Origin of the sequence: Rhizobium nepotum 39/7 (assembly GCF_000949865.1) — a bacterium.
In the GTDB taxonomy this organism is placed as follows: domain Bacteria; phylum Pseudomonadota; class Alphaproteobacteria; order Rhizobiales; family Rhizobiaceae; genus Agrobacterium; species Agrobacterium nepotum.
On sequence record NZ_JWJH01000044.1, the window covers coordinates 1 to 13,771 of the forward strand.

The following is a 13,771-nucleotide window of genomic DNA, read 5'->3' on the forward strand; positions in this document are numbered from 1 at the left end:
AAGTGGGAGCCTAAGCAGACTTTCGCCATGGACCTCGGCGCCCAAAGCCTGTCCTTCGCAAACACCACCAAATGAGGTTGCGCCAATGAGTGAACCCGTTCTCTCCATTCGAGACTTGAGCATTTCCTTTTTGAAACTGACTCCAGTCAAGTCCGTCTCTTTGGATGTCAAGGAAGGCGAAATTCTTGGGATCGTGGGAGAGAGCGGTTCGGGAAAATCGCTCTCCTGCCTCGCCATAGCCGGCCTCCTGCCGGCTATGGCTCATGCTTCCGGTACGGTGACGATCGGCGGCCACGCATTTGAAGCCTCCGATCTGCCAGGGGCACTTGCGTCGAAAATGCTTCCACCGATCGGTATGATTTTCCAGGAGCCGGTCTCCTGTCTTAATCCGGTGCGAACTGTTGGCGAACAAATCGCCGAGGCCGCAAGAAGTGCCGGACACTCTGCGGAAGAAGCTCGCAAGATAGCACTGCAGCTCCTGAAGGACGTCGCGATCGACGAGCCTGAAAAGCGTTATCACTACTACCCCTCGCAATTTTCCGGAGGCATGTGCCAGCGCGTCATGATCGCAACGGCCCTTGCTCTTGAACCGCACCTGGTCATTGCAGATGAGCCGACGACGGCCCTGGACGTTACTGTTCAGGCCCAGGTCGTTTCGCTTCTCGTTTCGTTGGTCCGTAAACGCGGCATCGCCATGATCTTTATCAGCCATGATCTCGATCTAATCGCCGAGGTCTGTGATCGCATCGTCGTCATGTACGGCGGCGAAATCATGGAAATCGATACGACTGAGAATATCTACGAGCGGCCGAGCCATCCCTACACACGCCTCCTGCTGGACGCGATGCCAGGACACGGCGAACCGCTGACCAGGTTGGTGGAAATGCCTCAGAACTGGCGGCTCGAAGCCGTAGCATCAACAAACGAAACGGAGCTCTCGCCATGAGTCTGGAAACATTGGGCAGGACGACCGTTCTCGAAGCCCGCGATCTCGATTTCACTTACAAATCCGGCTTTTCACTTTTGCCGAATAGCCGCAAGGGTCACCATGCCGTCCGCGGCGTCTCCCTCACCCTCGGCCAGGGCGAAACGCTCGGTCTGGTCGGTGAGTCTGGATGCGGTAAATCGACCCTTTCCGCACTTCTTTGCGGTGACCGCAATCCCGATAGCGGATCGCTGGAGCTGTTCGGCGAGCCATTCAAAACGTATCTCCGGCCAAACCGTCGGCGCCTGGCACGTGTCCTTCAAGTCGTCGCCCAGGATACGCTTGGCGCTTTCGACCCGCGCCATACGATCGGTCACCAGATCGAGGAAGTGCTCGCCATTCATTCGATCGGACGCAAGACAGATCGGCGTGATATGGCCAGGGATGCGCTCGATGCAGTCGCACTTCCAAGCGCGATGCTGGACCGCTATCCCCATCAGATGTCGGGCGGCCAGCGGCAACGCGCCGCCATCGCCAGGGCGCTCGTTGCCGAACCGAAGATCCTGCTCTGCGACGAACCTGTCTCGGCGCTGGACGTGTCGGTCCAGGCACAGGTTCTCAATCTCCTGCTCGATCTTCAGGAGAAGCGCGGTCTCTCCATCCTGTTCATCAGCCATGATGTGCGCGTGGTGCGGCATGTGTCGCATCGCGTCGTCGTGATGCAGGCCGGTCGCGTGGTGGAGACAGGACCGACCGCAAAAGTCTTTGCCGGGCCCTCCGATCCCTACACGGTGAAACTGCTCGCGGCCGTCCCGAAAGGCAGGCGCCGGGCAAATTCGGCGGATTTCGCATCCAACCGCCAGATACCTACGGAGGCTGCATCATGCTGAACACAATGACCAGCGCAGTCCTGCGCGCAATCTTAACGGTCTGGCTCGTCATCACCTTCACCTTCGTCATGCTTCGCATCAGCGGCGATCCGATGACTTCGCTTCTTGGTGTCGAGACCCCACCCCAGGTCATCGAGATGCTGCGCCAGCAATGGGGCCTGGATCGTCCTGTCACCGAACAGTATTTCGCTTATATCGGGCGCATGCTGACCGGGGATTTCGGAGTGTCGCTACGTAGCGGCCAAGACGCGCTCGGTACAGTCCTCGGAAAGCTTCCGGCCACTTTGCAGCTCATGGCGGCAGCACTTGTACTTGCTCTCGTCGTCGGTGTTCCACTCGGCATCGTGGCCGCACGTTACCGTGGCGGTATCGTCGACCGGACCGTGATTGGCCTTGCTGTGCTGACCCATTCCGTCCCGACTTTTCTGACCGGAATTCTCCTCATCCAGCTCTTCGCCGTGAAATTGCGGATCCTGCCGTCCGGCGGAGGATCGACGCTCGCTCACCTGGTGATGCCCACATTGGTAATCGGTCTTTACAACGCGGGAGTCATCGCGAGGTTCGTTCGCTCCAGCGCCCTCGAGGTCATGGGCCAACGCTATATCCTCGCGGCGCGCGCGCGTCGTGTCTCGGAGTGGGGACTTATCGTCAGGCATGTGATGCCGAACGCGGCCCTCCCACTTCTGACACTGCTCGGATTTCTGCTTGGTGGAATGATCGGTGGATCGGCGGTCGTTGAAGCCGTCTACGCATGGCCCGGCGTCGGCCTCCTCCTCATCAGTTCCGTGGCGTCCCGCGATGTCGCGGTCGTGCAGGCTATCGTCATTCTCATCACGATCGCCATGGTCAGTGCAAATCTGCTCGTCGATTTCCTCCAGACGCTGGCTGACCCGCGCCTGCGCTACTCGAACCGGTCTTGAAGGAGGCATCCATGACAGATCTTACGCCCGCTACACCGAAGAGCTCCGACCTCGTCTCGAAGCTGCCGCGCATCAACCCTCTGCTGGCCATGTGCCTTTTCGTGATGGTTGCAGCTATTTGCCTGGCCGTCTTCGCCGACAAACTGGCACCATACGGATTTGCTCAGGTTGACCTGAAGGCGCGTAAGATGCCGCCGCTTCACGTCGGGACCGGCGCCGTGCACTGGTTCGGCACGGATGAGATGGGGCGCGATATCCTCAGCCGCATCTTCTATGCACTACGCATGAGCATCATGATATCGCTCGGTGCGGCGATCATCAGCATGACCATCGGCACCACGCTGGGCCTTATTGCCGCCTTTCGCCGTGGTCTCGCCGATGCCATTATCCGGGTAGCTGTCGATTTCCAGGCATCCATGCCGTTTATCATCATCGCACTAACGGTATTGGCCTTCCTCGGAAACAGCCTGACGCTCTTCATCTGCCTGCTTGGCTTGTTCGGGTGGGAGCGTTTCGCGCGACTGACGCGGACCATGGCCGGTCTTGAACTGGAAAAACCGTATATCGCTGCCTTGCATCGCAATGGCGCCGGCAGCTTCCGTATCGCGGTGAAGCACGTTCTTCCCAACATTCTTGCCATCGTGCTCGTCACGTTCACGGTCGTGATGCCCGAGGTTCTGATTCTGGAATCTTCATTGAGCTTCCTTGGGCTCGGTGTGCAGCCACCGATGGTCAGCCTTGGATCGCTGGTCGGTGCAGGCCGCGACTACATCATGACGGAATGGTGGATTTCGATCGTTCCCGGAGTCGTCATTTTCGTACTTGGACTGACCATCAGCCTTATCGGCGATCAGTTGCGCGACATCTTCGACCCCACGCTGAAATGACCGGAACGGTTTAATTTCGTCTGACGCCCCACTCCGGCCAGATAGTCCACAACCGGCGTCCGGACGGCGTACTTAGCCAGTGACAGGATTTATACCATGTCGATTTTACGATCAGAGACCGGGACAGTTCATATCTGCGGACACCGCGGTCACCTTGTCGCTTCGCCTGAAAACACGTTTGCGTCCTTCCGCATGGCAAAGGAGCTCGGTGCAACCATTTGCGAGACCGATCTGGTCCTGTCGGCCGACCGTGAGTTGATCCTTTTCCATGATGCCACGGTCGACCGCACATCGAACGGCAAAGGCTTGGTGTCAAAGATGACGCTGGCCGAACTCAAGGCGCTCGATGTCAGCAGTTGGTTTTCTCCGGAGTTTGAAGGCGAGCGCGTACCGACATTGCGCGAGGCCATCGTGTTTGCCCGGGAGAACGGGATGCTGCTGCAACTTGAGCTGAAGGTTCAGGGACTGGACGACCTGCTCTTTCCGAAGACGGCTGCGTTGCTCGATGAGCTGGATGCCCACGACGTCGTGTGGTTTTCGTCGCTCGACTTCAGGCAACTTCGGGACATCAAGAGACAGATCCCGAAGGTCCCGACCGTCGGTCTCAGCCACACCAGCTTCATCGATCCGGTCGCGCTTGCGAAAGAGGCGCATCTCGATGCGCTTCAGTTCGATTGGCACCGGTTCTCGCCAGAGGAGGCAATCCTGCTCCACAGGAATGGCATCGCAGCCACTGTCGTCGTCATCGCAACCCAAAAGGAGATCGAGCGTCGAGCCTCCTATGGCGACGATATCGAACGCCGTGTGGCCGGTTGGATATCAGATGGACATATCGACCAATTGCTGGGCGACGACGTTGCCTGGGTCGAACGCGTCGTGCGCAGCGCAAGCTGACATCCGCCTGGAGATGGGCAGTTTTTGTATGCCGACAGAAATTACCTGCGTGATCTCCCAACGCGCAGTTCGGTTGAACGAAAGGAAAGAAAATGAATCCGCTTAGAATGACGCCGCAGACTCTGCGTCTTGGTGGTCACCGAGGCCATAGCGCCGGCGCTCCGGAGAATACGCTCACAGCCTTTAGAAAGGCATCCGAATTCGGGGGCCCCAAGGTCACCTGCGAGACCGACCTCTCGATCACGCGCGATGGCGAACTGGTCCTCATTCACGACAAGACGGTCGACCGGACCACCAACGGTCGCGGTCTCGTCCAGAACATGACCTATTCGGAGATTTCCAGGCTCGACGCCGGAAGCTGGTTCGGCGAACAATTTGCCGGAGAACGGATCCCGCTGCTGAAAGATGCCCTTCAGCTCGCCCGTGAACTCGACATGATCTATCAGGTCGAGCTCAAGATCTACGACCAGAATGACATCTTCTTCCCGAAGCTGAGAGCGCTCGTCGACCAACTGGGTTGTGCCGACCTTATTCAGTTCTCCTCGTTCGATTATGTCCAGCTGAAGGCCGTGAAAGCAGCGATACCGGAAGTGCCGACCGTTGGTCTCATGCACTCCCGCCTGATCGACCCCGCCGCTATTGCCCGCCAGGCCAATCTCGATGCGATGAACATTGAGATCTACCACTTCGCCAGCGGCGAGGCGCGCCAGCTTCGGGACGAGGGCTTCGCGGCATTCTGCTACTTGCCAGCCGGACATCACGAAAAGCTGATGCAGTACGGCGTCAATGTCGAAGCTCAGGTCGTTCAGGGGATTCGCGATGGTCAGCTCGACCAGCTACTCGGAGACGACGTCGCACAGGTTGCAAGGCTGAAAGAAGAAGCAAATGGCTGATCAGAATAATCCGAAGTCTGCGGGCCAAGATACCGCGGCCATTGTCGAGAAGATCGCGCGCAAAGCCGGCGAGCGCGCCCTTGCTCACTTTCGTTCCCTGTCGAGCCTTCCGGTAGAGACAAAGGGACACCTTGATCTCGTTACCGAGGCTGACAAGGACGTTGAGGAATTTCTGATTGCCAGCTTGCGAAAGGCATTCCCGGATGACGGCATCATGGGTGAGGAGAGTGGCGAGATCGCTGGTACCTCCGGTCGCGTCTGGGTCATCGATCCGATCGACGGAACATTCAACTTCGTCCGCGGCGGCCAGAACTGGGCAATCTCGGTCGGCCTTTACGAGAACCGTCGTCCATCATTTGGGGTGATTTATGCGCCTGTTCGAGATCTGACTCTGGTCGGCGGGAAGACTGTTCCGACTCAACTCAACGGTCAACCGATCAAGCCGCTGCCTGCGCTTGATATGTCGCGCGCCTCGACCGGTTTTAGCTATCACCCCTCGGCATCGACGGCTGACCGGCTGGAGGTCATTCGCTTTATTTCGGATGACCTGAATATCAGCTTCCGGTTCTGCGGGGCGGCGACGCTGTCGATGATCGAAGTGGCGATGGGCGAGACCGACGGCTACGTGTCGCTCGGGGATTCGACCTGGGATGTGATGGCAGCACTGCCGATACTCAGCAATCTGGGTATCTCCAATACGATCGACTGGGACAGCATCGATCTCTCTTCGAAGCTCCGCTTTGCGTGTGGAAGCGAGGAATTCCTCAGCAAGGTGCGCCCGCTGATCGAAAAGGTCTCTGCGGCTGCATAGTCGCGGCCCTGGCGGTTTGATTGGACACCTCTTCGCAATCCGGGCGCCGCGTCATTGCTGGTCGCGGCGCCCCTCAAAAGCCGAGCGCGGTCCCTTGTTTCAGGGCGATGCTGCTTCGGAAAGGAACATTCAGTTCGTAGAGCGTGCCCCTCACCGAGGATGGCCGCCATCGCTTTCTCAATTTGAGGGTGGATCACGCCATGCCCGGTGAACCTGCAGGACAAACAGCTTTAACGCGGTTGACCCTGGTAGCAGACAAGCTCTGGAACAGAGAGAGCAGGCCCCAGTACGCGGCGATCTGCTACCGGCGAACCGGCGAAAGTTCATGCCCAATTGAGATTCTTCTCATCACCAGCCGCGGGACCGGTCGATGGGTCATACCCAAAGGTTGGCCAATGGGGAAAAAGAAGCCGCACGAGGTCGCAAGCCAGGAGGCCTGGGAAGAGGCAGGTGTCCGGGGGCGCGTCCGAAAAAAGGCTTGGGGTCACTTCACCTATGTCAAGAGGCTCGATGACGGTGAGCTCATCCCGGCAACGGTGCAGGTTCATCTTCTCGATGTCCAGACAATGGAAGATGACTTTCCGGAGCGCCATCAGCGCGATCTTCAATGGTTCAGCCCGAGCACGGCGGCATCTGCGGTCGGAGAGCCGGAACTGCGCGGCCTCTTCGCGAGGCTGGAACAACGAGAAAAGCAACGGACCGCAGGCGGCGCCTCCAAGGCGGGCTGAAACATGAGGAGCGGAAATCACTATGAGCAATATCATTGCAACCGGCTTCAATACGGCATCGGCAGACGGCGAGCTTGGCAGCCTCGAGAGAGATCTGCGCCGGCTTCAGTCAATCGGCGTCGACACGGTCGAACTGGCCCTCTCCAGCCTCGATCTGATCGCGGGCGGCCGTATCATCAAAGAGCGAGCCAATCGGCTCAGGACCCTGCTTCAGACATTCTCCTTTCGCTATACCGTCCACGGCCTAGTGTCCTCGAACTTCATGGACCCCGCCACGCACCGGTATCAGGTCGATGCTGCAAAGGCATTGGTCGAGATATGCGACAGCATTAACGCGCGCGTCCTCGTCCAGCACGCGGGGTTTCTTCGCGCCGACCAGGTTGCTGAACGCGCCAGCGCTGACGAGCGCCAACGCGAAGCCCTGTCCGAATTGGGCGAGCACGCCAAAGGATACGGTGTTCGCATCGCTTTCGAGAATATTTTTACCACAGAGCCGGGCCAGTATCGTCAAACTCCGGCCGAGGTTGCGGCGACGGTAAAGGCCGTCAACCACCCGAATGTCGTAGCCCTGATCGACTTCAGTCACGCCTATCTCGAATCAACCTATCGGGGCCTTGATTTTCGCGATCAGCTCCGCGCCATGGCCCCGGTCGCTGGTCATCTGCATGTCCACGATTCCTTTGGCCGACCGTTTGAATTCTACAAGGGACATTTCCCCCAGGAATACACGGCACTGGGTATCGGCGACTTACACATGCCTCTCGGGTGGGGCGATATCCCTTTCGACGAAATCTTTGCCGAACTCGACTTCCTTCCGGAAACCATCCTGATGATGGAGATCAACTCTCGCTATCGCAGCGAACAACCGGACTGCCTTCAGCGCGCCCATGAGCTGATCGACTTAAATCGAGGTCGATGAAGATGGCCGAGGGCTTCGACATGGATACTGATCTCCTAAGACGAACAGCAGATCTGCGTGCTCTGGCAGATATTCGGCTTGTGACGCTGGACGACGGACCAGGGCGCGGCCAGCGACTGTTGATCGGCCGAAATGCAAATGGCGTCGCATTCGAAATCGCGGTCGATCGAGGCTTCGATGTTTCGGGCCTGTCGTTCAGAGGCACCAATGTCGGATGGCATTCTCCGACTCAAATGGTGTTTCCGACCCACGATCCCGACTCCGAGGAAGGATTGGGCTTTTTCCGCAATTTCGATGGCTTCATGGTCACATGCGGCCTGGATCAGTACAGCAGGCCTTATGACGCCGACGTTGGGCACTACAACTATCCCAACCTGAGAACCCGGAGGATGCCCCAGCATGGCAGGATCTCGACTGAGAAAGCGCGACTGCATCGATATGTTGTAGAACCAGGAACCTTGAGAATCGTATGCGAGGGGATCGTACGCCAGGCAAGCGTCTTTGGCGAGGTTTTGGAACTGCATCGCAAGATCACCCTCCCCGTTTTCGAAACCGCTCTGATCATTGAAGACACAATTACGAACCGCAGCTTCCGACCTTCGGACCATGCAATCCTCTATCATCTGAACTTCGGCTATCCCTTTCTGGATGACGGCTTGACGATCGCCGGACTTCCGGAGGGGATCCTCGCTGAGATCAATTCCACGCCGCCCGTTCCACAGGATGGCTTTGGCGAGAAAGTCGACCACGTCGATTTCCGTGTAACGCCACACGAGGCACCGATCAGACTTCACAACCCGACGTGTGGGTTTGCCGTCTCTTTGAAATATGACCAGACCGCCCTTCCTAAGTTCGCGGCATGGCGGGCATATCAGTCGGGAGTCTTTGCGCTTGGCATCGAGCCGCGCTCGGATCTTCGGCCGGCTGAAGGAGGAAAACTCGGCCCTGGTGAGAGCCGTAGCTATTCTTTGCTATTGAGCTTCACCCAAGAATGACGGCGGGATCGAAGCACATAGCCCCGCGCGAGGGGCCTCGCGAAATGGCAAGAGCTCCCTGGCGACCGATGTCTGCTGGTGCAGATCAAGAGACAAGCAAGCTTGAGCTCTTCCCTGTCGCTCCCACCAAGGCCAGCGCCTTTCGCCAAAACAAGACACTTATCCTGCCCGCGTGGCAAAGTCGGCAGGATAACGGTGGGCAGCGATCCTCCCTTGCTGTCCACCGGCCTTTTCAAGCTGCTGGATCGACGAAATACGTGAGGATCCTCATCGCGCGACGCGCGTCGGCCAAACCCGTGTCCATACCATCACCTTCAGCGGTCAACGTTCAGTCGTACGGTGTGCCCGGCCGATCGAGAAAGGAATAGCCGTTGGAATCGACCATCGTCATGATCAATCTGCTTGGCGCCGTGGCATTGCTCTTGTTCGGCCTTTCTCAGGTGAAGGACGGCGCGACCCGCGCATTGGGAGCCAGATTGCGATCTGGTCTCGCAACGGGAACGCGCAGCAGTCCCCGTTCATTCCTCTCCGGCTTCGTCGCCACCGTCGCCCTTCAAAGCTCCACAGCAACAGCACTGATGGTCTCGGCCTTTGTGGAACGGGAGCTGATCAAGCCAAGGATGGCGCAGGTAGTTCTGCTCGGCGCCAACGTTGGAACGGCTGTCACGGCTTGGATTGTGGCAACCGGCATAGAATGGATTTCACCCGTTCTCCTTTTTCTTGGCATCATACTTCATCGAAGTGGCTCGACATCTCGCCAAGGCGCAGGAGCGGCGCTGATCGGCATAGCCCTTATGTTGCTCTCTCTCCATCTGCTGAGCACCGCGACCGAGCCTTTGCGGCATTCTCCGGCGCTTGCAGCCTTTATCGGTTTGCTCGACAACGCCTGGCCGGTGGCTATGATTTTCGCAGCCGTCATTGCCTTCGTGTCATCGTCAAGCCTCGCCGCCGTCATCCTCATTCTGTCACTGACGTCGGCAGGCATGCCGTCGGGTGGCCTCATCGTCGCACTGGTCCTTGGTGCAAATCTCGGAGGAGCCATTCCGCCCGTGATTGCATCGCTGTCAGGCTCAAGCGCCGCGAGGCGTGTGACCCTCGGCAACCTGATCGTCCGGGCGATTGGTTGTTTGTTGACCTTGCCCATCGCCCAGTCCTTGGCTGAATGGCTCGCCTTGATACCGCTCCCGCCATCGAAACTTCCCGTCGATGCGCATCTTGCCTTTAACCTTGCGCTTGCGGCGCTCGCCTGGCCATGCTCAAGGCTTATCGCTCGCTGGATGGCAGTTCTCATCCCGGATCAAACCCGGGCGGAAAACACACCCAACTACCTCGACACGGACGAACTTTCGACGCCGGTCGTCGCTCTGGCCAGTGCGGCGAGAGAGGTGCTCGGCGTCGGCGATATTATCGAGAAGATGCTCCTGAAGGTTTCCGATGCCTTCGACCGGAACACCACCGCGAGACTGACGGACATTCCCTCTCTCGAGCGTCAGGTCGATCGGTTGCAGCAGGAGATCAAAGTCTATCTATCAAAGCTGGGACGGAACGGGCTGTCGGAGGAAGAGGGGCGCAGATCCATTGTCATCATCGACTACGCCATCAATCTCGAACATATCGGCGACATCATCGAAAAAGGCCTGGTGCCCGAAGTCACGAAAAAGGTCGCGCAGGGCCTGAAGTTCTCAGACGATGGTTTCGAGGAACTCCAGCAGCTTTTCCAGTTGACGATCGACAACCTCAGGATCGCGCAAACGATCTTGATTACTCGCGACATAAAACTCGCCACGCAGCTGATGGAAAGGAAGATCGACGTTCGCCGCATGGAGAAACGCTCTTCGGAGCGTCATCTGGAACGCTTGCGCGACGGGCGCGCCGACAGCCTGCAAACGAGTTCACTTCATCTCGACATCCTTCGCGATCTCAAAAGGATCAATGCTCACATTACCTCGGTGGCGCATCCAATCATGGACGAAGAGGGCCTGCTTGGAGAAAGCCGGCTTCTCACCAGCAATTCTGCGCCTGACGCATAGGAACATTCGACGACCCAATTCGATGGGTCGGACGCTCGATTATGGAGAAACTGGTGCTCAGTACCAATTCAGGACAAAGCCATACGACGATATTGGCGAAGACGATACAGGGGATGGAAACGATCGAGGTTACAGGGCCCCGGTACCGTGCCCGAATAGCTTTGCAAGGCGCCACGCTTCTCGACTGGTGGCCAAGAAGCGTCGATGGTCTGGAAGACGAAAGCCTCGTTGACGGCTATCGTGACCTGCACGAGCTGAAGTCGCAGAACGGCGTCCGCAATGGAATCCTCGCTCCGTTTACCAATCGCCTCACAGGAGGTCGATTCGATTACGACGGCCGTGTCCACGAGCTTTCGCCGATCGCCGAAGGCGAAGATGAGGTTTATCACGGATTTGCACGTGTCAGGCTTTTTGCGCTTGGTCAGGTCGATTCTGACGGAGACAATCTCCGGATCGAGCTCATCCATAAAACGGCAGATGTCGGCGCCACCGGCTACCCGTACGATCTTAGAATCTCCGTTGTATATATGTTTTCTGCACATGAGGTCGAGCTTCAGATCGCCACCACGAACCTCGGCAAACAGCGAGCTCCCTATGCTGCTGGATGGCACCCCTATTTCAGATTGCCCGGAACCACCGCGATCGATGATCTGATTTTGCAGGTTCCATCGCGGTCTGTTGTCGAAACCGTTGATCTCATCCCCAAGGTCGCGTCGAACGGCGAGGTGAAGCTTCGAGACGTCGATACCTTCAACGAGCCGGAGAGGATTGGGGATCGGGTTCTCGATTGCTGCTTTACGAACCTCGTGAATGAGAGAGGCACTCTACGCACGATCCTTATTGATCCGGGCTCTGGAGCGAAATTGTCGGTATGGCAAGAACGCGGGCACATGCACGTTTTCACGGGTGACACCCTTGCGAGGGATCGACGCAGGTCCATCGCGCTCGAACCCGTTGAAGATTTGACAAACGCCTTCAATCTGCCGGGTCGCATCGAACACTTACTTCTCGATCCGGGGATAACTCGAACCTTCCGGTGCGGATTCACGTACGAGGAAGGCGAGAGATCATGACAACAATCTCATCGGCGAGGCTCTTTCGATGCTCTTTTTTGGACGAGAGGACCTTGATCGACAGCTGTCCTGGGGAAAGTCGACCATCCTCGACTGAAGCAACTTACAGAAATCGAAGACCAACGTACCTCAAGCGCCAGACAGTAGACTGAGAGTTTTGAATGAAAAACAGTGTACAACTTATCACCTACGTCGACCGGTTAAGCGGAGGTGGTTTCCCGGAGTTGAGAGCTTTGCTCGACGGGAGGCTACAAGGCCTGTTCGGCGGCGTCCATGCCTTGCCTTTCTTCAACCCGATAGACGGCGCTGATGCCGGGTTCGATCCCACCGATCACACGATTGTCGATCCTCGCCTCGGTAGCTGGGATGATGTTCGCACCCTGGCCGGCTCCGTGGAGATCATGGCCGATCTCATTGTCAACCATGTCTCGGCGCAATCGAGCTGGTTCCAGGACTTCATCGCAAAAGGTCCTGATTCAGAATTCGCAGACATGTTCATGACATTCGGCAAGGTCTTTCCCCGCGGTGCCAGCGAGCAGGATCTCCTGAATATCTATAGGCCACGCCCTGGGCTGCCGTTTTCAAAGGCCACGCTTGGAGATGGCAGCCAGCGGATGCTGTGGACCACATTTACCCCCCAACAGATCGACATCGATGTCCACAGTGCCCATGGCGCCTTATACCTGGAGACTATCCTTGATCGCTTTGCTGAAGCCAACGTAACGGCAATCCGCCTCGATGCCGCCGGCTACGCGATCAAGAAGGCCGGAACCAGTTGCTTCATGATTGATGAGACCTATGCCTTCCTTGCCAAGCTGGCCGAGAAGGCACGGGATCGCGGGATGGAGGTTCTTGTCGAAATTCACAGTTACTATCGTGACCAGATCGAAATCGCCAGGAAGGTTGACCGCGTATACGATTTCGCGCTGCCGCCACTGATATTGCATTCATTGTTCACGGGCGATGCGACAGCGCTGGCGCGTTGGTTGGAGATCAGCCCTCGCAACGCAATCACCGTCCTCGACACTCACGACGGGATCGGCGTCATCGATGTCGGCGCGCACGGCCATGGCCGAGCCGGCCTTCTGGAACCGCAGGCGATCGACCATCTGGTCGAGGAGATCCACAGGCGTTCGGAGGGGCAGAGCCGTTTGGCAACAGGCGCTGCAGCTTCTAACCTGGATCTCTATCAGGTGAACTGCACCTATTACGACGCGCTCGGCCGCAGCGACAACGACTACCTCATCGCCCGCGCAATCCAGTTTTTCGCGCCTGGTATTCCGCAAGTCTATTACGTCGGTCTCCTGGGCGGGATCAATGACATGGAATTGCTGGGAAAGACGGGCGTCGGGCGTGACATCAATCGGCGCTTTTTTGAAGACCGGGAAATTGATCTCGCTCTTGAATCGCCGCTCGTCAAACGACTGTCGGACTTGATCCGCTTCCGTAACACCCATCCGGCCTTCAATGGATCGTTCGAGGTAGCAACCGATGACACCGGAAGCCTTGTTCTAAGCTGGAATTTCGACGCCGAGTTTGCTCGGCTAGTAGTTTCGTTCTCCCAAGGCAAGGCAACGATCACGGCTTCAGGCTGCTACGATTTCACATTCTCAGGAGACGTCGCATGAGCAAGCTGGTGAGATCGGGAAGCGACATCCCATCTGAAGTTCAGCCATCGATGTCCTCGAGACACTGTCGGACGAACAGCGACGACGAGGATACTGGCAACGCCTAGAAGGAGATAGAGAATGCAGCATTGGCTGGACAAGCTGACCGATCTTACCGCAATTGAGGGCGATGAGTGCA

The 13,771-nt window shown here is 57.6% G+C and carries 13 protein-coding genes; all 13 read left to right on the top strand.

Annotation, left to right across the window (positions count from 1 at the left end; all coding sequences use genetic code 11):
* Positions 1-85: 85 nt before the first annotated feature.
* Positions 86-946, top strand: coding sequence for an ABC transporter ATP-binding protein (locus tag RS75_RS23920; RefSeq protein WP_012654933.1), 861 nt, complete (start codon positions 86-88; stop codon positions 944-946).
* On the top strand, positions 943-1,815 hold the full coding sequence (locus RS75_RS23925; protein WP_012654932.1) for an ABC transporter ATP-binding protein: 873 nt from the start codon (positions 943-945) through the stop codon (positions 1,813-1,815). Before RS75_RS23920 ends, RS75_RS23925 begins: the two co-directional genes overlap by 4 nt.
* A complete protein-coding gene (locus RS75_RS23930) occupies positions 1,809-2,735 on the top strand; it encodes an ABC transporter permease (protein WP_012654931.1) in 927 nt (308 codons plus the stop codon). The genes RS75_RS23925 and RS75_RS23930 overlap by 7 nt, the downstream gene beginning before the upstream one ends.
* An 11-nt stretch (positions 2,736-2,746) precedes the next feature.
* Entirely contained in the window at positions 2,747-3,622 is an 876-nt protein-coding gene (locus tag RS75_RS23935) for an ABC transporter permease (RefSeq protein WP_045025111.1), read from the top strand.
* 96 nt (positions 3,623-3,718) lie between these two features.
* Positions 3,719-4,516 (top strand): glycerophosphodiester phosphodiesterase, encoded by a 798-nt coding sequence (locus RS75_RS23940; protein WP_012654929.1) that lies wholly within the window; start codon positions 3,719-3,721, stop codon positions 4,514-4,516.
* Positions 4,517-4,608: 92 nt separating this feature from the next.
* A complete protein-coding gene (locus RS75_RS23945; RefSeq protein WP_012654928.1) occupies positions 4,609-5,409 on the top strand; it encodes a glycerophosphodiester phosphodiesterase family protein in 801 nt (266 codons plus the stop codon).
* The gene (locus RS75_RS23950) at positions 5,402-6,220 is read left to right on the top strand and encodes an inositol monophosphatase family protein (protein WP_012654927.1); all 819 of its coding nucleotides are present in this window, start codon (positions 5,402-5,404) and stop codon (positions 6,218-6,220) included. The genes RS75_RS23945 and RS75_RS23950 overlap by 8 nt, the downstream gene beginning before the upstream one ends.
* Positions 6,221-6,420: 200 nt before the next feature.
* Complete coding sequence (locus RS75_RS23955; protein WP_012654926.1) at positions 6,421-6,948, top strand: NUDIX hydrolase; 528 nt, start codon at positions 6,421-6,423, stop codon at positions 6,946-6,948.
* A gap of 22 nt (positions 6,949-6,970) precedes the next feature.
* Positions 6,971-7,867 (top strand): TIM barrel protein, encoded by an 897-nt coding sequence (locus RS75_RS23960; RefSeq protein WP_012654925.1) that lies wholly within the window; start codon positions 6,971-6,973, stop codon positions 7,865-7,867.
* A 20-nt stretch (positions 7,868-7,887) separates the two neighbouring features.
* Positions 7,888-8,862: an aldose 1-epimerase family protein gene (locus RS75_RS23965; protein ID WP_041724011.1), complete on the top strand. Its 975-nt coding sequence runs from the start codon at positions 7,888-7,890 to the stop codon at positions 8,860-8,862.
* A gap of 371 nt (positions 8,863-9,233) precedes the next feature.
* Positions 9,234-10,892, top strand: coding sequence for a Na/Pi cotransporter family protein (locus RS75_RS23970; RefSeq protein ID WP_012654923.1), 1,659 nt, complete (start codon positions 9,234-9,236; stop codon positions 10,890-10,892).
* Between the two features lie 41 nt (positions 10,893-10,933).
* The gene (locus tag RS75_RS23975; protein ID WP_012654922.1) at positions 10,934-11,965 is read left to right on the top strand and encodes an aldose 1-epimerase; all 1,032 of its coding nucleotides are present in this window, start codon (positions 10,934-10,936) and stop codon (positions 11,963-11,965) included.
* A gap of 161 nt (positions 11,966-12,126) precedes the next feature.
* On the top strand, positions 12,127-13,593 hold the full coding sequence (gene gtfA, locus RS75_RS23980; protein ID WP_045025113.1) for a sucrose phosphorylase: 1,467 nt from the start codon (positions 12,127-12,129) through the stop codon (positions 13,591-13,593).
* Positions 13,594-13,771 lie beyond the last annotated feature (178 nt).

What these genes read in the sequence shown, in the direction of transcription:
- RS75_RS23920 (WP_012654933.1), top strand. Translation starts at nt 86, where the DNA reads ATGAGTGAACCCGTTCTCTCCATTCGAGACTTGAGCATTTCCTTTTTG.
- RS75_RS23925 (WP_012654932.1), top strand. Translation starts at nt 943, where the DNA reads ATGAGTCTGGAAACATTGGGCAGGACGACCGTTCTCGAAGCCCGCGAT.
- RS75_RS23930 (WP_012654931.1), top strand. Translation starts at nt 1,809, where the DNA reads ATGCTGAACACAATGACCAGCGCAGTCCTGCGCGCAATCTTAACGGTC.
- RS75_RS23935 (WP_045025111.1), top strand. Translation starts at nt 2,747, where the DNA reads ATGACAGATCTTACGCCCGCTACACCGAAGAGCTCCGACCTCGTCTCG.
- RS75_RS23940 (WP_012654929.1), top strand. Translation starts at nt 3,719, where the DNA reads ATGTCGATTTTACGATCAGAGACCGGGACAGTTCATATCTGCGGACAC.
- RS75_RS23945 (WP_012654928.1), top strand. Translation starts at nt 4,609, where the DNA reads ATGAATCCGCTTAGAATGACGCCGCAGACTCTGCGTCTTGGTGGTCAC.
- RS75_RS23950 (WP_012654927.1), top strand. Translation starts at nt 5,402, where the DNA reads ATGGCTGATCAGAATAATCCGAAGTCTGCGGGCCAAGATACCGCGGCC.
- RS75_RS23955 (WP_012654926.1), top strand. Translation starts at nt 6,421, where the DNA reads ATGCCCGGTGAACCTGCAGGACAAACAGCTTTAACGCGGTTGACCCTG.
- RS75_RS23960 (WP_012654925.1), top strand. Translation starts at nt 6,971, where the DNA reads ATGAGCAATATCATTGCAACCGGCTTCAATACGGCATCGGCAGACGGC.
- RS75_RS23965 (WP_041724011.1), top strand. Translation starts at nt 7,888, where the DNA reads ATGGATACTGATCTCCTAAGACGAACAGCAGATCTGCGTGCTCTGGCA.
- RS75_RS23975 (WP_012654922.1), top strand. Translation starts at nt 10,934, where the DNA reads ATGGAGAAACTGGTGCTCAGTACCAATTCAGGACAAAGCCATACGACG.
- gtfA (WP_045025113.1), top strand. Translation starts at nt 12,127, where the DNA reads ATGAAAAACAGTGTACAACTTATCACCTACGTCGACCGGTTAAGCGGA.